The 17,537-nt window shown below is 65.1% G+C and carries 14 protein-coding genes and 1 tRNA gene; 9 read left to right on the forward strand and 6 right to left on the reverse strand.

Annotated features, from left to right (window positions below; genetic code table 11):
• The first annotated feature begins 26 nt into the window (after nt 1-26).
• Nucleotides 27-100 (forward strand) — tRNA-Cys (locus tag GGC65_RS15490).
• A gap of 319 nt (nt 101-419) precedes the next feature.
• Here GGC65_RS15490 and GGC65_RS15495 read toward each other — a convergent pair.
• From GGC65_RS15495 to GGC65_RS15515, 5 genes are read right to left on the reverse strand one after another with little or no spacing between them, the layout of a single operon-like run.
• Entirely contained in the window at nt 420-1,847 is a 1,428-nt protein-coding gene (locus GGC65_RS15495; RefSeq protein WP_192647981.1) for an aldehyde dehydrogenase family protein, read from the reverse strand.
• Nucleotides 1,848-1,860: 13 nt separating this feature from the next.
• Nucleotides 1,861-2,973 (reverse strand): NAD(P)-dependent alcohol dehydrogenase, encoded by a 1,113-nt coding sequence (locus GGC65_RS15500; protein WP_192647982.1) that lies wholly within the window; start codon nt 2,971-2,973, stop codon nt 1,861-1,863.
• A gap of 12 nt (nt 2,974-2,985) precedes the next feature.
• Complete coding sequence (locus tag GGC65_RS15505; protein ID WP_192647983.1) at nt 2,986-3,870, reverse strand: helix-turn-helix domain-containing protein; 885 nt, start codon at nt 3,868-3,870, stop codon at nt 2,986-2,988.
• Nucleotides 3,867-5,078, reverse strand: coding sequence for a cytochrome P450 (locus GGC65_RS15510; protein ID WP_192647984.1), 1,212 nt, complete (start codon nt 5,076-5,078; stop codon nt 3,867-3,869). Before GGC65_RS15510 ends, GGC65_RS15505 begins: the two co-directional genes overlap by 4 nt.
• A 2-nt stretch (nt 5,079-5,080) precedes the next feature.
• Nucleotides 5,081-7,300: a TonB-dependent receptor gene (locus GGC65_RS15515; RefSeq protein WP_192647985.1), complete on the reverse strand. Its 2,220-nt coding sequence runs from the start codon at nt 7,298-7,300 to the stop codon at nt 5,081-5,083.
• Between the two features lie 235 nt (nt 7,301-7,535).
• Between GGC65_RS15515 and GGC65_RS15520 the strand changes: the two genes are divergently transcribed.
• Nucleotides 7,536-8,378, forward strand: a complete 843-nt coding sequence (locus tag GGC65_RS15520; protein ID WP_192647986.1) for an oxidoreductase — start codon at nt 7,536-7,538, stop codon at nt 8,376-8,378.
• Between the two features lie 79 nt (nt 8,379-8,457).
• Here GGC65_RS15520 and GGC65_RS15525 read toward each other — a convergent pair whose 3' ends face one another.
• Nucleotides 8,458-9,372, reverse strand: coding sequence for a helix-turn-helix transcriptional regulator (locus GGC65_RS15525; protein WP_225940845.1), 915 nt, complete (start codon nt 9,370-9,372; stop codon nt 8,458-8,460).
• 190 nt (nt 9,373-9,562) lie between these two features.
• Here GGC65_RS15525 and GGC65_RS15530 point away from each other — a divergent pair, with 190 nt between their 5' ends.
• From GGC65_RS15530 to GGC65_RS15560, 7 genes are all read left to right on the forward strand, one after another.
• Nucleotides 9,563-10,375 carry an SDR family oxidoreductase gene (locus GGC65_RS15530; RefSeq protein WP_192647987.1) on the forward strand — a complete coding sequence of 271 codons (813 nt, stop codon included), beginning with the start codon at nt 9,563-9,565 and terminating at the stop codon, nt 10,373-10,375.
• Nucleotides 10,376-10,443: 68 nt separating this feature from the next.
• Complete coding sequence (locus GGC65_RS15535; protein WP_192647988.1) at nt 10,444-10,845, forward strand: GlcG/HbpS family heme-binding protein; 402 nt, start codon at nt 10,444-10,446, stop codon at nt 10,843-10,845.
• 11 nt (nt 10,846-10,856) lie between these two features.
• Nucleotides 10,857-11,342, forward strand: coding sequence for a nuclear transport factor 2 family protein (locus tag GGC65_RS15540; RefSeq protein ID WP_192647989.1), 486 nt, complete (start codon nt 10,857-10,859; stop codon nt 11,340-11,342).
• Nucleotides 11,343-11,452: 110 nt separating this feature from the next.
• Nucleotides 11,453-11,833: an OsmC family protein gene (locus tag GGC65_RS15545; RefSeq protein WP_192647990.1), complete on the forward strand. Its 381-nt coding sequence runs from the start codon at nt 11,453-11,455 to the stop codon at nt 11,831-11,833.
• A 50-nt stretch (nt 11,834-11,883) separates the two neighbouring features.
• Nucleotides 11,884-12,504, forward strand: a complete 621-nt coding sequence (locus GGC65_RS15550) for a TetR/AcrR family transcriptional regulator (RefSeq protein WP_192647991.1) — start codon at nt 11,884-11,886, stop codon at nt 12,502-12,504.
• Nucleotides 12,505-12,916: 412 nt separating this feature from the next.
• A complete protein-coding gene (locus tag GGC65_RS15555) occupies nt 12,917-14,188 on the forward strand; it encodes an efflux RND transporter periplasmic adaptor subunit (RefSeq protein ID WP_192647992.1) in 1,272 nt (423 codons plus the stop codon).
• Between the two features lie 150 nt (nt 14,189-14,338).
• Complete coding sequence (locus GGC65_RS15560) at nt 14,339-17,533, forward strand: efflux RND transporter permease subunit (protein WP_192647993.1); 3,195 nt, start codon at nt 14,339-14,341, stop codon at nt 17,531-17,533.
• Nucleotides 17,534-17,537 lie beyond the last annotated feature (4 nt).

The raw sequence follows: 17,537 nt of genomic DNA on the forward strand, positions 1-17,537 counted from the left end.
CAAAGGGATGTGGTAATTTGGCATGAGGCCCGATGGCGGAGTGGTGACGCAGCGGACTGCAAATCCGCGCACGCCGGTTCGATTCCGGCTCGGGCCTCCAATTTTTCCCCAAAGATGCGAAATCGAAGTTCGCGTGCGTCGATGCCATGGACTTGGCCCCCATTCCCGCAATCTGTAGCGCCGGTTTCTGACGGCAACCTGACGAGAACGGGTTGTTCGTAGCCCCAACGACAAAGGGCTGCCCCTTTCGGAGCAGCCCTTCCATTGTCGTGCCTGTTCGCGGACGATTATCCGAGTCGGACCCCCGCGAGGAAGGTCATGCTCAAATCTGCCGCATGCGGCGTGTGACAATGAGACATTCGACCACCTCCTTTCGCTTTGTTGACGATGATATCAATGTAGGTTTTCCGCCCGATGGTTCAAGCGGTAACCTTCCTCCGCCGCACGATCGTCTGGGCGTTCGTATATTCGAGCAGGCCTTCGAGCCCGCCTTCGACGCCGACCCCCGATTGCTTCATCCCACCGAACGCCGCAGTGGGGGTAAGATGCTGCGTCTCGTTGACCCAAACGGTGCCGCTCGCGATGCGCTGCGCAATCTCGAATGCCCGGTCCTCGTCCTGCCCCCATACCGAGCCGCCGAGGCCATAGTCGGTGGCATTGGCGCGCGCGACGACATCGCCATAATCGTCGAACTTGATCAGCGGCAGGACGGGGCCGAACTGCTCCTCCTGCACGATGCGGCTGTCCTCGGGCGGATTGTCGAGGATGGTGACGGGGATGAAATAGCCGGGCACGTCCGCAGTCTCGCCGCCGACAAGAAATGTATAGCCCTTGTCCTTCGCGTCCTGGATGAGGTCGAGCACGCGGCGATATTGCGCTTTGTTGTTGATTGGGCCGATCTGCGTCCCTTGTTCGGAGCCGTCGCCGACCTTCACAGTCTTCGCATAGGCGACGAGCGCCTGCTTCAGCTCCTCGTAGATGTCCTCGTGCACATACATGCGCTTGGTCGCGATGCAGATCTGGCCGTTGTTGCGGAAGGCGGCCCAGAACAGCTCCTCGGCGACCTTCTCGACATCGACGTCGGGCATCACGATCGCTGCGTCGTTGCCGCCGAGTTCGAGCGTCACGCGTTTCAGCGTCGGCGCCGCCGATTCCATTACACGGCGGCCGGTCGCGGTTGATCCGGTAAAGCTGATCTTGTCGAAGCCGGGGTGGCTCGTCATCCATGGCCCGAGCGCGTCGCCCCCGGTGACGATGTTGAGCACGCCGGGCGGCAGGATATCCTTGACCAGCTCGCCGAACTTCAGCGTCGCGAGCGGGGTGAAGGGTGAGGGTTTTAGCACCATCGTGTTCCCCGCAAGCAAAGCCGGACCGACCTTGAACATCGCGAGCAGGAGAGGGAAGTTCCACGGGGCGATCGCGCCGACGACGCCGAGCGGAACGTGGCGCGTCTCGCTGTACCGCTCGTCGCTCTCCTCATTCACCGTCACCGGCAGGTCGAGCGACGCGGCGCCCATCAGCCAATAGCCGGCGCCCATGACCTCGCCCGCGGCCTCGGCGTGCGGCTTGCCCTGTTCGGCGGTGAGCAGGCGCTTGAAGGCGTCGGCGTTGGCCATGATCGCCTGTCCCATTGCGGTCAGCGCGGCCTTGCGGTCCTCGATCGGGGTCGCGGCCCAACCGGGAAAAGCGGCGCGGGCGGCAGCGATGGCGCGGTCGAGGTCGGCCTGGCCGGCTTCGGGAGCGCTCCCGATAACCTGTTCGGTCGCTGGGTTGAGCACGTCAAAGCGGGCGCTGCCCCCTTCCAGCTTACCGCCGATCAGCATAGCATAGTCGCGGGCGAAATCCATCGTCTCTCTCTCCTCAGGGTATCAGTACGACCTTGATGCACTCGCCGCGCGCCTGCGCGGCCAGCGCTCCGTTGATCTCGGCGAGCGGGAAGGTCTTGATGAGCCGGTCGAACGGGAAGCGCCCCGCGGCGTGATGCGCGATCAGTTCGGGGATGAAGCTTTGGGGGTCGCTATCACCCTCGATGATTCCGATGATGCGGTGGCCGGGGGTCATCAGCGCCGCGATATTGACGCTGATCGCGGCATCGGCCTTCGACGGGACGCCGACGAGCCCGATCGCCCCGTGGCTGCCGAGTGACGCGAGCCCGGCCTCGATGACGGCGACGACGCCACTGGTGTCGAAGGCGAAATCGAGGCCTGCCGGGACGATCGCGCGCAAGGCGTCGGTCAAATTGCCCGCTTCGGCGGGGTCGATGACATGCGTTGCGCCCAGCTCCAGCCCGATCTCGCGCCGCGCGGCGACGGGCTCGACGAGGATGATGGTCGCACAGCCACGGATCACCGCACCCATCACCGCGGCGAGCCCGACCGGCCCCCCGCCGAAGATCGCGATGCTCGACCCCGCAGGACAAGCGAGCGAATTCATCACCCCGCCCGCGCCGGTCTGGAAACCGCAGCCTAGGGGCCCGAGCAATTCGAGCGCGACCTTCGATGTGTCGACTTTCACGACATTGCGCGCGCGCGTGACGGTGAGCGCCGAGAAGGACGACTGGCCAAAGAAGTGCGAGGTGACGCGCTCGCCATCCTTGGCATAAGCGGTCGATCCGTTGTCGAGCCGCATCCCCGCATAGTTCAGTGGCACGAAGCTCTGGCAATAGCTTGGCAGATGCTCGTCGCAGCGCGGGCAGGCGCCGCAGCTCGAGAAGCCGACGACCACCTCGTCACCGACCGCCAGTCCCTCGACGCCTTCGCCGATCGCCTCGATCACCCCCGCGCCTTCATGGCCGAGCACGCCCGGGAGCGCGAAGGGCGCGAACTGGTCGCGAAAGATCAGGTCGGTGTGGCACAGGCCGACGCCCGCAATCCGCACCCGCACCTCGCCCGCGCGCGGCGCTTCGACCTCGATCGTCTCGATCGTGAAATCGCCGCCGGGCTGGCGCACCACGGCCGCCTTCGCTTCGGTCATCATCTTCTCCGTTCAGTGAAGCCCGCGCCGTTCCTGCTGGCGATAGTCGCTCGGCGCCATGCCGAACCAGGCGCGGAAGGCGCGGCTGAAATGGCTCTGGCTGGTGAATCCTGTCGCCTCGGACAGCGCGGCGAGGCTGAGGTCGGTCTGGACAAGCATCTGCTGCGCGCGGTCGAGCCGCGCCTTCATCACATATTGGTGCGGCGAGATGCCCGTTGCCTTTTTGAACAGGCGGCAGAAATGCGACGGCGTGACGCCGGCGACCGATGCCATCGCCTCAAGGCTATGTTCCTCGGCGGGGTTGGCGAGCACGGCGTTCATAATCTTGTGGAGCCGGTAGGCCGAGAAGTCCGAAATCGGGATTTCGGTCGGGTTGCCATGCGCGGGCGGGCCCGAGAGGATATGCGCCTTCAGCGCATTGACCATCGCGGCGACATAGGCGGTGCGTTCCTCGGCCTGCGGCGCGTAAAGTTCGGAGAGGATCTGGCGGGTCAATGCTACCCCGAGCGGGTCGGCGAAGGCGAAGCGCATCTTGTTGAACTGTTCGGCATGCGGTTGGCCCGCGAGCACGTCCGACGACATCGACAAGGTCACGACATCGAGCTCACCGTCGACGAGCCAGCCGGTCGGCATCCCGGCGGGGACGATCGTTGCGCAGCCGGGAATCGAACTGGTTTCGGTCCAGCCGTCGCGGTCCCAGGTCTTGACCTGCGGCTTGCCCGCGACATGAACGGTAAAGATCGGTTGCGGCAGCGCGGGCAGGGTGTAGCTGCCGACGAACTGGCGCCAGCGGCAGAGCGACCAGCCATCGCCGATCGATCCCATCTCGACGTCGGGCGCGCGGCCGAGGACGTCGCAGATGATCTCCTTATTATCCCAGACGCTTTCGTTCTTCACGTCACCAACCTGACGTCGAGCCGCTTGAAGCCGTTGATGAAGTTCGACCGCACGCGGCTCGACTCTCCCGATATTTCTATCCGCCGAACATGACGCGCCATTTGCGCAAAGGCGAGTCGCAATTGCATCTCGGCGAGGCGCGAGCCGACGCAGACATGCGTGCCCGCGCCGAAGGCGAGATGCTGGCGGATCGGGCGGGCGATGTCGAAGGCGTCGGGATCGGCGAAGACCGACGGGTCGCGATTTCCCGCGGGGTAGAAGACGACCACCTTGTCGCCCCGGCGGATCGGCTGGCCGCCGAGCTTGGTGTCGCGCGTCGCGGTGCGGCGCATGTGGATCACGGGGCTGGCGTAACGGACCATTTCCTTGACCGCGTTCGGGAGCAGGCCGGGGTCGGCGCGGACCCTGTCCCATTGATCGGGGTTGTTAGCGAAGGCGATCAGGCTGTGGTTGATCGAATTGCGCGTCGTCTCGTTGCCGCCGACGAGCGCGAGGATCAGGTTGCCGATGAAGTCGCCGAGCGCGACCGGCTTTCCTTGAATCTCGGTATTTGCGAGCAGTGACGCGATATCGGGGCCGGGGTTGGCGCGGCGTTCCTCGAACAGCGCGGTGGCGAAGCCGATGAATTCGCCCATCACCGCCGCCATCGCTTCGGGCGACTGGCGAAAGTCGGGATCATCCTCACCGACGAAGGCGTCGGTCCAGCGGTGAAGGTCGTGCCACATGTCGGCGGGGACGCCGAGCAGCTCGGCGAGGGTGAGGAGGGGCAGCGGGACGGTGAGGAGCGGGAGGATGTTCACCGTCTCGTTCAGCGGGACATCGGCGAAGAGGCGCTCGACGCGCTCGGCGATGCGCGCCTCGATGCCTTCGAGCCTTGCGGGCGACAGCGCGGGCATCACGAACTTGCGATACTGGGTGTGCGTCGGCGGGTCGCGCGAGATGAAGGGGATGCCGATTGCCGACTCGCCCGCGCCAGTCAGCCCGACCTCATTCTCGTTGAAGATCCGGTGCCCGCCATTTTCATGTGCCGAGGAAAAGAGATCGACCTGCCGCGACACGGTGACGATATCGTCGAACCCCAGCACCGCCCAGAACCCCGCACCGTCATTCTCTGGGTTCCAGTGGACCGAGCCCGCAGCGCGTAGCGCCGCGAGCTCGGCATAGGGCATGCCGCCGACGTAAAGGTCCGGATCCTTGAGGTCGGTCATCGTCAGAAGCTGTAGCGCAGCGACACGCCATAGGTGCGCGGCGCGCTCGGCACGAGGAAGTTGTACGGGAAGCCCGCACCGCGCAGATCGAGGCCATAGCCATAGGTTTTTCGCTCGAAGATATTGTTCGCGAACGCGCGGATCGTCAGCGCGTCGTTGCTCCAGCTGAGCGACGCATTGACCTTGGCATTGGCGCCCTGTTGCAGTTCGCTGTTCACTTGCGGCGTGCCCGGTGCATTGATCTCGTTGAACGGCGAGAAATATTGGCGGCTCGAATAGGCCATGTTCGGCGCGAAGGTGATTGTGCCGCCGGCGAGGTCGACGACATCCCATTCGAAACCGAGTTGCGCGGTGAGTTTCGGCGCGAAAGGCAGTTCATTGCCCGACAGGTCGGCGCCCTGCAGCGTCAGCTCCTTATATTTGGAATGCAGCCAGCCGAGCGATGCGTCGATGCGCAGACCGTCCACCGGGCGCAGCGTCGTTTCGAACTCTAGGCCATAAACTTCAGATGAGGGCGCGTTGACCAAAAAGGACACCGGCCCGGCGCGCGTGTCCTGCAGCTGCTGGTTCGAATAATCATAATAGAAGGCCGACGCGGCATAGGTTAGCAGGCGCCCGCCCGCGCGGCCCTTGATCCCGATTTCATAGGCATTGACGCGCTCGGGCTCGATATAGCCAATGCCGCTCGACGAGGTATAGCCGCCGCCGTTGACCGCACCCGCGCGGTAGCCGCGGTTGTAGCTCGCATAGACGAGCGGACCGTCGGCGAAGGTGTAGCTCAGTGCCACGCGGCCGGTCAGTGCATTGTTGGTGTCGGCGAGCGCAAAGCGCGCGGCGGGATCATAGGGGCAGGTGCCCGCGACCCCGGCGCAGGGCACCGTCGTCGCGATCGGCGTCTGCGGATCGTCGACCCCGCCGACGAACAGGTAAGCGAAGGCATCGTCGTAGCGCGACTTGTCCTTGGTGTAGCGCGCGCCGAGCGTCAGCACGAGCCGGTCGGCGAGGTCGATGTCGGCCTGCCCGAAGACGGCGTAGCTTTTGCGCACCTGCCGGTAATGCTGGAAGAAACCGCCCGCCGGCGGCAGCGGCAGGTTGAACGTGTTGTCGGTGATATTGCGGTCCCAGCCGTAGAAGAGCCCGCCGACGAAGGTCAGCCCGTCGCCCTCGTAATTGCCGCGCAGTTCCTGGCTGAACTGGCGATAGTTGGAGCGCCAGTTGATATCGAGCACATCGATTGGCGCGCCGTCGGCGGCTTGCTGGAGGTCCTGCTTGCCGCCGTCATAGCTGGTGATCGACGTCAGGCTGAGCGTGTCCGAGAGTTCGAGCGCGATGTTCGCCGAGAAGCCCCATGCGTCGGTGCGGTTCTCGCCGATGCGGTTTTCGTTGGTTTCGAAAAAGCCGAGCCCGGTGCGGAAGGGCTCGAGCCCGTGGACCGCCGCCTGCGTCCCACGATCGCGGCCAGCATAGGCGCGCAGCACGATGTCGAGCGTCTCGACCGGCTTGACCCGCAGCGAGGCGCGGCCCTGCAGCGTGTCGACCGACGCGGCATCGCGCCCGCCGGGGAAGATGTTCTTTATCTGCCCGTCGCCCTTGGCATAATTCACTGCAAGGCGGAGCCCCGCGACATCCTCGGCAAGCGTTGCTTCGGCGGCGCCCTGCGCGGTGAAGGTGTCGAAATTGGCGTAGCCGACCTGCAGATAGCCGTTGGTGCCCGACAGATCGGGTTTCTTGGTGATGAAGTTGATCGCGCCGCCGGTCGTGTTGCGTCCGAAGAGCGTCCCCTGCGGCCCGCGCAGCACCTCGATGCGGTCGAGGTCGAAGAGACCCATGCCGTGGCTGGTGCGCGGCGCGAGATAGACGTCGTCGAGATAGACGCCGACGGGCGAGGCCTGGTTGCTGTTATATTCGTTCGCGACCCCGATCCCGCGCAGCGAGAAGTTCGGCTGCGTATCGCCATAGGGGCTGTTGATCTGGAGGTTGGGGACGGCATCGCCGAGCTGCGCCGAATTGGTGATGCCGCGGTCAGCCAGCGTGTCGCCGCCGAGCGCCGTGACCGCTAGCGGCACGTCGAGCAAGGATTGTTCGCGGCGCTGTGCGGTGACGACGATATCGCCGTCGGTCGCACCCGTGTCGGCCGGCGGCGCTTCCTGCGCCATGGCAAAGGTCGATGTCGAAACCGCGAGCACAGCCAGCGTGGCGCGCACAAAAGGCAAAGCTGCCATAGTCCTTCTCCCAATTTGGCGGGGCTTCTGCGAGCCCTGTCGAAGGTGGAAGCTAGGGCGGTGGGTGCCCCATGGCTTTAGCGCGCCTTGCAACGAGTTTTGACATTTCTTGCGCGGCAAATCGGCGCCCGACACGCCACCGCAATTTTGGAACAATCGCCGAAATCGCGCGACGGCGGCGTGTTTCGGCCGCTGGTAAACCGGCTCCTGTCAATCAAGCAAAGGAGTATCCGACATGAAAACATGGTTCATCACCGGCGCATCGCGCGGCTTCGGCCTTCGCATCGCCAAGCTCGCGCTCGAACAGGGCGACAATGTCGTCGCAACCGCGCGCCGCGCCGAAGCCGTCATCGAGGCGCTGGGCAACCGCGAGCGGCTGGTCGCATTGCCGCTCGACGTCACCGACGAGAAGCAGGCCCAGGCGGCTGCCGCCGCGGCGGTCGAAGCCTTCGGTTCGATCGACGTGCTGCTCAACAATGCGGGTTTCGGCCTGCTCGGCGCGGTCGAGGAAGCGAGCGCGGCCGATGTCGAGGCGGTGTATCGCACCAATGTCTTCGGCCTGCTCAACGTCACCCGCGCCGTTCTGCCGGTGATGCGTGCGCAGCGCTCGGGGCGCATCCTCAACATCTCGTCGATCGGCGGCTATCGCGGCGCGGCGGGCTTCGGCGTCTATTCGTCGACCAAGTTCGCGGTCGAAGGATTGTCCGAGGCGCTCCACGCCGAACTCGCGCCCTTGGGTGTGCATGTGACGGTGGTCGAGCCCGGCTATTTCCGTACCGACTTCCTCGATGCCACCTCGCTGACGGTCAGCGGCGGAGAGATTGCGGACTATGCCGAAACGGCGGGCCGCGTCCGGCAGGTCGCTGCCGACCTGAACCACGGCCAGCCGGGCGATCCCGACAAGCTAGCGCAGGTGCTTGTCGATTTCGCCGACGCCGCGAACCCGCCCGTCCGCCTGCCGCTCGGCAGCGACACGGTTGCGGCGATCGAGGCAAAGCATGTCTCGGATGCCGAGATCGTCGCCAAATGGCGCGCGGTGTCGGTGTCGACCGACTTTGCGGTAGCCGAAGCCGCCTGATCGAAGCTTCCCCCCAAGCGGCTTTCCCCCGGCCGCACGCGTCGCGCCGCTCTCCCTTGAGAGCGGCGCGATTGCGTTTCTAGAGCCGTCGGCGGAAGTCGCTGGGGCTCATGCCGACCGTCTTGCGGAAGCTCGCCGCGAACGACGAGGGGGTCTGGTAGCCGACGCAAAGGCCGATTTCGGTCACCGGCATATCGGGGTCGGCGAGCAATTCCTTGGCGCGCGCGATGCGCATCATCGTCAGCGTTTCGTGCGGGTTGCGCCCCGTTGCCTTCTTGAAGGCGGTGCAGAAATGGAAGCGGCTCAAATGGACGAGCGCCGCAAGCTCGTCGAGCCCGATCTCTTCCTCCATGCGGCTGCGCATATAGGTGACGACGCGCTTCACCTGCCAGTCGGCGAGGCCGCCGCGCTTTGCGTTAGGGTCGTCGAGCGCGCCGAAGCTCGAATGGCCACGCACCAGCTGGGTGCAGAGCAGGTCGATCGCCTGCTCGACGAACAGGCGCGAGCTCGTCTCGCCCGCTGCCGCTTCGTTGCTGAGCATCGTGATCAGATTGACCACCGTCGGGTCCTCGAACGCGACGCGGTGGAGCAGGTCGAAATCGCGGCCGTTCGTCAGTTCCTCGACGGTCGAGGTCAGCCTTTCGTGCGTCAGATAGACGTGGCTGACGTCCGAATTGCCTGAAATATCCCAACGCCCGTCCTGATCCCTGGGGATAATCACCATCGTGCCGGCGCGCGAGCGGGCGCGGATGTTGACGCCGCCCGAAGCGCGGAGCGCCATGTCGCTGTCGCCGCCATGATGGGCGACAATGACATGCGCCGGGAGCGCTGCGAGCGTGTTGTGAACCGGACCATGTTGCCAGCGGCCGGTGAGCAGGGTGTCGCCGCGCAGACCGTCGGACATGGTGATCGGCGGCCGGTCGAGGATGCGCGCCATCGCATCGAGCGAACCCTCGGATTCCTTCAATATGGGCATGGCGGGTGCCATGGTCATCTCTGCTCGAACCCCTCCGAAAGCAGCCTGACGAATCGATAAGCGGCAATTTCCTGCCACGAAGGCGCCGTTACCGCAATTTCGGAACAGTCGCCGCAAGCCGCGAACGGCGGGCCGCCGCCGGGTGATCTACCTCCAACTCATCGGACGCAACCCCGCGCCGACATTCGAAAGTTGAAGGAGATTAGACATGAGCAAGACCATCCTCATCACCGGTGCCGCGGGCGGCTTCGGCAAGGGCGCCGCCATCGGCATGGCCAAGAACGGCCACAATATCATCGCGACCGTGCAGGTTTCGTCGCAGGTCACCCCGCTCCGCGAAGAAGTCGCGGCACTGGGCCTCAGCGACAAGATCCGCGTCGAACGCCTCGACCTCACCGACCCCTATGACATCCGCCAGGCCCAGGGCTGGGACATCGATGTCCTCTGGAACAATGCCGGCATGGGCGAAGCAGGCCCGGTCTGGGAAATCCCGCTCGACCTGGTTCGCAAGAATTACGAGATCAACGTCTTCCTGCCGCTCCAGCTGACGCAGGGCATCGTCCAGCGCTGGGTCCGCGAAGGCAAGTCGCAGGGCAAGAAGGTCGTCTTCACCTCGTCGATGGGCGGGCTGTTCACCCCGGCGAACTGGGGCACGTACGTCTCGACCAAGCATGCGCTCGAAGCCTTTGCCGAGGCGATGCAGCAGGAACTCGCCGCCTATGGCGTCAAGGTCCAGACGATGAACCCCGGCGCCTATTACACCGGCTATAACGAAACGATGGCGGACAATCCGTTCCGCTGGCTCGACGACAGCGTCAACTTCACCAAGCGTGCCGATCTCCGCAAGGGTTTCGACGACTTCTTCGCGACGCCCGAGGGCAAGATGGATGCGCAGGAAATGATCGATCACATGATCGCGGCCGTTCCCGCCGACGAAGGCAAGTTCCGCAATGTGATGCCCAAGGTGATCGAGGACATGCTGAAGCAGCACCAGCTCGACGCCTGGGAGAACCGGATCTGACCCCCGCAATGACCGGCCGCGGCCCTTCCCCCGCCGCGGCCGGTTCTTCTTTCCGAGAGGATAAAGAGATGAGCATCAACCAGCAGCAAGCCGACGCCGCCATCGCCGCCGCCCGCAAGGCGGCCGACGCGATCGGGGTGCCGATGAACATCGCCGTCTATGACGATGGCGCGAATTTGAAGGCCTTCCTCCGCATGGACGGCGCCTTCCTCGGCTCGGCCGACATCGCGCTGAACAAGGCGCGCACCGCTGCGCTCTTCGGCTTCAACACCGAGGCGCTCTACGACTTCGTCAAGCCGGGCGGGACCTCGCCGGGTTTCGACCGCACCAACGGCGGGCTGATCGTTTTTCCCGGCGGCGTACCTGTCAAGGACGCCGAAGGCCGGCTGGTCGGCGCGGTCGGCGTGTCGGGCGGCATGGTCGATCAGGATTTCGAAGTGGCAACCGCCGCCGTCGCGGCGCTGAATTGAGGAGAGAGACGATGAAGAATCTGATCAAGACCGTCGGCCTCGCGGTTGCCGCGCTGGCGCTCACGGCCAAGGCTTCGGCGAACGAAGCCGAAACCAACCGCGCGACGATCGCCAAAGCGATGGACGCCTGGGCGGCGGGAACCGGCGGTCCTTACGACTTGCTTGCCGACGATGCGGTGTGGACGATCTCGGGCAACTCGCTCGCGAGCAAGACCTATCCGTCGAAGGAAGCGTTCATGAGCGAGGTCATCCGGCCGTTCAACGCCCGGATGAGCACGCGGCTGATCCCGAGCGTGCACGCGCTTTATGCAGAGGGCGACACGGTGATCGCGCATTTCGACGCGCAGGGCACGGCGCGCGACGGCAAGCCCTATATCAACAGCTATGCGTGGATCCTGACGCTGAGGGACGGGCGGATCGTGCGGGCGTTTGCCTTTTTCGATGCGCATGCTTTCGACGATTTCTGGACGCGGGTTTCGCCAGCGCCCGCGACGTGAGAAACCGGAAAAGACTGAATCCCCGGTGCAGCGCTGCGCCGGGGTTTGGGCTTGTCGTATCGTCGTAACCCGGAATAGGGATGCTGGTCCCATCGCCAGAAAGGATCGTCATGGCCCACGGAACCGCCCGCATCGGCAAGGATCATTATCGCACCGAGATCAACGTCAGCGGTCATGACCTGATCGGTGACGAAGGGCCGGGGCTCGGCGGCAAGAATGAGGGACCCGCGCCTTATGATTTCCTGCTCGCCGGACTCGGCGCCTGCACCGCGATTACGCTTCGCATGTATGCCGATCGCAAGGGATGGCCCCTCGAATCGGTCGATGTGCGATTGCGCTTACTGAGCAAGGACGGCCTACGGGTCGACCGGGTCCTGACAATTGCGGGGCTCGACGACGAGCAGAAGGCACGGCTCGCCGATATTGCCGAGCGGACGCCGGTGACGCTGACGCTGAAGGGCGGCCTACCGATCGACACACGGCTCGCCTAACCGGCGCGCCACTGGACAAGTTGCGATCCACCACTTATATACCAGCCGTTATGGAAATCGAAACCGCTACCGTTGCCGCTCCGCACAAGGGCCGTCCGCGCGAATTTTGCGTCGACATGGCGTTGGCGTCGGCGCTCCGCGTCTTCTGGTCGAAGGGCTATGAGGGCGCGTCGATGGCTGACCTAACCGAGGCGATGGGGATCACCAAGCCCAGCCTCTATGCAGCGTTCGGCAACAAGGAGGCACTCTTCAACAAGGCGCTCGACCTCTATGAGCGCGAAAAGGCCGACTATATGCGCGCGGCGCTCGATGCGCCGACCGCGCGCGGTGTCGCCGAGCGGCTGATGTACGGCGCGCTCGACATGTACACCTGCCCCGAGAATCCGAACGGTTGCCTTGGCGTGATCACGTCGGTCGCGTGCGGCGCGGAAGCCGAATGCATCCGGCAGGCCGTCCTCGAACGCGGCGCGGCGGCGAAGAAGGCGATGCTCGAACGTTTCGCGCGCGCCAAGGAAGAAGGCGACTTTCCGCCCGACACCGACGCCGAAGGGCTCGCTGCCTTCCTGACTGCCGTCAATCAGGGTATGTCGGTGCAGGCTGGGGCAGGCGCGACGCGCGCCGAGCTCGAACGGCTGGTCGAAACCAGCCTGAAGCTGTGGCCGGGGCGCTGAGCTAAGCCTCGGGTAAATAGCCCGAAAGAAAAATTTTACTGCCCGGTACAGAATGGTCTTGACGCAGCGCAACAAGATTTATATACCACTCAGTATACAAAGGCTCTCCCCCGAGACCGACCGCTGCGTGACACAGATCATGCGGCGGTCGGAACCTTCGTCACCATTTTCCCCGGGAGCGGGTCCTGTTCCGGTCGGGCGTCATTGGCGTTTGTCCGCAAGACATAACAGGGAGCCGGCGCGCGCATCGATAAGGTGCGGGTGACTGGAGGGGCGGCCGTCCTCTTCGAAGAGGGCCGTCCAGCATCAAGGACTGTTTCAAGACCGGACCGAAGGCAGGCGCTTTCGGTGCTGTGAACCTTTGCGCTCCGCGCGCAGCCGAACCGAACGAAAAGAAGAAGAGGGCAACGTCATGACCGTCCACACCCCGATCGAAAAGCTCGACCCCGCCGATGCGAAGGTCCGCCGCGAACTCAAAACCTTGCTCCACCCCGGCCGCGGCCGTCGGGCCGCATGGGTCGGCGCCTTTCTGGTGCTGATCGTCGGCGCCTGGTGGTTGCTCCGCGATGGCGCGCCGCCCGCTGCCGCCGCGCCCGCGCCCGTGCTCACCGTCGCGGCGCCGATCGCGCGCGATGTGACCTTGTGGGACGAATATATCGGCCGCTTCGAAGCCTCGAAAGCGGTCGAGGTGCGTCCGCGCGTTTCGGGCGCGATCACCGGCATCCACTTCACCGACGGCCAGATCGTCCGTCAGGGCCAGCCGCTCTTCACCATCGACCCGCGCCCCTATCGCGCCGCGCTCGCCGAAGCGCGCGCTTCGGCGGCGAGTGCGCGCAGCGACCTCGCGCTCGCCCGCCTCGAACTCGACCGCGCCAGCCGCCTCGTCGATGTCGAAGCGGTATCGCAGAGCGAAATCGACCGCCTGCGCGCCCGCGTCAACGCCGCCAATGCGGCGCTGGCCGGGGCTGACGCCCGCATCGCGGCGCGTGCGCTCGATGTCGAATTCACCGTCGTCCGCGCGCCGCTGAGCGGCCGTATCTCCGATCGCCAGATCGACGCGGGCAACCTCGTGTCGGCAAGCGATGCCGGCGGAACGCTGCTCACCACGATCAACGCGCTCGATCCCGTCTACTTCACCTTCCAGGGTTCGGAGGCGCTGTTCCTCAAGACCAAGCGCGAAGGTGGCGACAAGGGGGCGGCGGTCGAAGTTCGCCTGCAGGATGAAAGCGACTATCGCTGGAAGGGCCAGCTCGACTTCACCGACAACGGCCTCGACCCGCGCTCGGGCACGATCCGCGCCCGCGCCAGCTTCCGCAACCCGGAGATGTTCCTGACTCCCGGCATGTTCGGCAACATGCGCCTGTCGACGGGCCAGACGGCGCACGCGCTGCTCGTCCCCGCCGCCGCGGTGCAGACCGACCAGGCGCGCAAGATCGTCTTCGTCGTCGGCAAGGACGGGACGGTCGCGGCGAAGCCGGTCGAACTTGGCCCCGAAGTCGATGGCCTGCGCGTCATCCGTTCGGGTCTGACCCCGACCGATCAGGTCGTGATCAACGGTTACCAGTTCGCCCGCCCCGGCACCAAGGCGGTGACCAAGGCCGGCAAGATCGCCGCCACGGCGCCGAAGCAGGGGGTGCCCGCCGCCACCGAACCGGTGTCGGCGCAGGCGACCTTCGCGAAGTGACTAACCTCCCCTCCCGCGTGCGGGAGGGGTCGGGGGAGGGCCTGTTATCGCGCCCTCCCCGCTGCGACTAGCGAGCAAGCTCGCAAGTCTCGCTGCCCCTCCCGCAAGCGGGAGGGGAGGATTGATAGATCATAGAACAGGGGCTCTCCCATGCGCCTATCACGCTTCTTCATCGACCGGCCGATCTTTGCCGCCGTGCTCGCCGTCATCATCACCATCGTCGGTGCGGTCGCCTATATCGGCCTACCCGTCTCGCAATATCCCGACATCGTCCCGCCGACGGTGACGGTGACCGCCAGCTATCCGGGCGCATCGGCCGAAACCGTGGCCGACACGGTCGCGGCGCCGATCGAGCAGGAAATCAACGGCGTCGACAATATGCTCTATATGAGCAGCCAGTCGACCGGCGACGGCGTCGTCACGATCACCGTGACCTTCAAGATCGGCACCGACCTCGATGCCGCGCAGGTGCTGGTGCAGAACCGCGTCGCGATCGCGACCCCGCGCCTGCCCGAAACGGTGCAGCGCCTTGGCGTCGTGACGCGCAAGACGTCGCCCGACTTCCTGATGGTCGTGAACCTCGTTTCGCCCGACAAGTCGCTCGATCGCGCCTATATCTCCAACTATGCGCTGACCCAGCTCCGCGACCGTCTGAGCCGCATCGACGGCGTCGGCGACGTGCGGCTGTTCGGTGCGCGCGACTATGCGATGCGCGTCTGGATCGACCCGGGCCGCGCCGCTGCGCTCGACCTCACCGCAGGCGAGATCGTCGCCGCGCTGCGCCGTGAGAATGTGCAGGTCGCCGCCGGTACGCTCGGGCAACCCCCTTATGCCAATGGCAGCGATTTCCAGCTCAACGTCGAAACGCAGGGCCGCCTGACCGATCCCAAGGATTTCGCCAATATCGTCATCCGCAGCGATGCCGACGGACGGCAGGTCCGCGTGTCGGACGTCGCGCGCGTCGAGCTCGGTGCGTCGGATTACAACAGCAACACCTATCTTTCGGGCGATCCGACCGTCATCATGGCGGTGTTCCAGCGCCCCGGTTCGAACGCGCTCGCCGCCGCCGAAGCGGTCGAGGCCGAAATGGCATCCTCGTCGAAGAATTTCCCGAAGGGGCTCGAATATCGGGTCATCTATAACCCCACCGAATTCATCGCCCAGTCGATCGACGCGGTGATGGAAACGCTGATCGAGGCGGTGTTCCTCGTCGTCATCGTCATTCTTGTGTTCCTCCAGAAATGGCGCGCGGCGATCATTCCGGTGCTTGCGATCCCGGTATCGCTGATCGGGACCTTCGTCGTGCTCGCGGCGTTCGGCTACAGCCTCAACAACCTTTCGCTCTTCGGGCTGGTGCTCGCGATCGGCATCGTCGTCGACGACGCGATCGTCGTCGTCGAGAATGTCGAACGCAATCTCGAGAAAGGCATGTCCGCGCTCGAAGCCGCGCGGACATCGATGGACGAGGTTTCGGGTGCGCTCGTCGCGATCGTGCTCGTGCTCTGCGCGGTGTTCGTACCGACCCTGTTCCTCACGGGCCTGTCGGGCGCCTTCTACCAGCAGTTTGCGGTGACGATCTCGACCGCGACGATCATCTCGCTCGTGCTGTCGCTGACGCTGTCGCCGGCGCTCGCCGCTATCCTGCTGAAGCCGCACGCTACCGCGCAGGCCGACGGATGGCTGATGGCGCATATCCACCGCGCCGGCGAACGCTTCAATGCGGCGTTCGAGCGGCTGAGCAACGGCTATGCGTCGCTGACCGACCGGCTCGTGCGCGCGCCGAAAAAGATGATGGTCACCTATGCGGGGCTCATCGCCGCGACCGCGGGGCTGTTCTGGGCGACGCCGACCGGCTTCATCCCCGCACAGGACCAGGGCTATTTCCTCGTCGTCGCCAAGCTGCCTGCGGGCGCCTCGGTCGAACGTACCGATGCGGTGCTGAAGAAGGTCGCCGCGCGCGTGCTGCCGGTCGAGGGCGTCCTCGGCTCGGTGATGCTTGCGGGCTTCGACGGCCCGTCGCAGACGCTCGCGCCGAACTCGGCCGCTGCCTACTTCCCGCTCAAATCCTTCGAGGAGCGCAAGAAACTCGGCGTCAATTTCGAGGACATCATGAATCAGGCGCGTGCCCGCACCGCCGACATCACCGATGCGCAGATCGTCGTCATTCCGCCGCCGCTGATCCAGGGCATCGGTTCGGCGGGCGGTTACCGCATGATCGTGCAGGATCGCGGCGGGAACGGCTATGCCGCGCTCGCGAACGAGACGAACAATTTGATCGGCAAGGCGAACCAGACCCCGGGTCTTGCGAACGTCTTTACCTTCTTCGACCCGTCGAACCCGCGCATCTTTGCCGATATCGATCGTGCCAAGGCGAATGCGCTCGGCGTGCCGCCCGAACGGGTGTTCGAGGCACTGCAGGTCTATCTCGGCTCGGCATTCGTCAACGACTTCAACCTGCTCGGCCGCACCTATCGCGTGACCGCACAGGCCGACGCGCCCTATCGCCAGACCGTCGCCGATATCGCGAATCTCCGGACGCGGTCGGATTCGGGGGCGATGGTGCCGATCGGGTCGGTCGCGAATTTCGAGGACCGCACGGGGCCGTACCGCGTGACGCGCTACAATCTCTTCCCCGCGGTCGAGATCGATGGCGATACCGCGCCGGGTTCGTCTTCGGGCGCGTCGCTGACGACGATGGAAAAGCTTGCGGCCGACAATCTGCCCGCAGGTTACGGCACCGAATGGACCGGTATCGCCTTCCAGCAGAAGGCGGCGGCGAATACCGCAGGCATCGTCTTCGCGCTCGCGGTGGTCTTCGTCTTCCTCGTGCTCGCAGCGCAATATGAAAGCCTGATGCTGCCATTGGCGATCATCTTCATCGTGCCCATGTGTCTGCTTGCGGCGATGATCGGCGTGAATCTGCGCGGGATGGACAATAATGTCCTGACGCAGATCGGGCTCGTCGTGCTCATCGCGCTTGCCGCGAAGAATGCGATCCTGATCGTCGAATTCGCCAAGCAGGCCGAGGAAGAAGATGGCCTGTCGCCGATCGAAGCCGCGGTGCGCGCCGCGCGCGACCGTCTGCGTCCGATCCTGATGACCAGCTTCGCCTTCATCCTCGGCGCGGTGCCGCTGTTGATCGCAAGCGGGGCGGGCGCGGAACTCCGCCAGGCGCTCGGCACCGCCGTCTTCTTCGGCATGCTCGGCGTGACGGCGTTCGGCCTCATCTTCACCCCGACCTTCTACGTCGTCGCGCGCGCGCTCAGCCAATGGTCGGCCGAGCGGCGTGCGCGGCGCGGCGGGTCGGACGACCACGGGACCGCGCTGCCGGTTCCGGCGGAATAAGGAG

Origin of the sequence: Sphingopyxis sp. OAS728 (assembly GCF_014873485.1) — a bacterium.
Classification (GTDB): Bacteria; Pseudomonadota; Alphaproteobacteria; order Sphingomonadales; family Sphingomonadaceae; genus Sphingopyxis.

Excerpts from the sequence above, each read along its gene's own strand:
- GGC65_RS15520 (WP_192647986.1), top strand. The coding sequence starts at position 7,536 with ATGAAAACATGGTTCATCACCGGCGCATCGCGCGGCTTCGGCCTTCGC.
- GGC65_RS15540 (WP_192647989.1), top strand. The coding sequence starts at position 10,857 with ATGAAGAATCTGATCAAGACCGTCGGCCTCGCGGTTGCCGCGCTGGCG.
- GGC65_RS15515 (WP_192647985.1), bottom strand. The coding sequence starts at position 7,300 with ATGGCAGCTTTGCCTTTTGTGCGCGCCACGCTGGCTGTGCTCGCGGTT.
- GGC65_RS15495 (WP_192647981.1), bottom strand. The coding sequence starts at position 1,847 with ATGGATTTCGCCCGCGACTATGCTATGCTGATCGGCGGTAAGCTGGAA.
- GGC65_RS15525 (WP_225940845.1), bottom strand. The coding sequence starts at position 9,372 with ATGACCATGGCACCCGCCATGCCCATATTGAAGGAATCCGAGGGTTCG.
- GGC65_RS15555 (WP_192647992.1), top strand. The coding sequence starts at position 12,917 with ATGACCGTCCACACCCCGATCGAAAAGCTCGACCCCGCCGATGCGAAG.
- GGC65_RS15530 (WP_192647987.1), top strand. The coding sequence starts at position 9,563 with ATGAGCAAGACCATCCTCATCACCGGTGCCGCGGGCGGCTTCGGCAAG.
- GGC65_RS15560 (WP_192647993.1), top strand. The coding sequence starts at position 14,339 with ATGCGCCTATCACGCTTCTTCATCGACCGGCCGATCTTTGCCGCCGTG.
- GGC65_RS15510 (WP_192647984.1), bottom strand. The coding sequence starts at position 5,078 with ATGACCGACCTCAAGGATCCGGACCTTTACGTCGGCGGCATGCCCTAT.
- GGC65_RS15500 (WP_192647982.1), bottom strand. The coding sequence starts at position 2,973 with ATGACCGAAGCGAAGGCGGCCGTGGTGCGCCAGCCCGGCGGCGATTTC.
- GGC65_RS15550 (WP_192647991.1), top strand. The coding sequence starts at position 11,884 with ATGGAAATCGAAACCGCTACCGTTGCCGCTCCGCACAAGGGCCGTCCG.
- GGC65_RS15545 (WP_192647990.1), top strand. The coding sequence starts at position 11,453 with ATGGCCCACGGAACCGCCCGCATCGGCAAGGATCATTATCGCACCGAG.
- GGC65_RS15535 (WP_192647988.1), top strand. The coding sequence starts at position 10,444 with ATGAGCATCAACCAGCAGCAAGCCGACGCCGCCATCGCCGCCGCCCGC.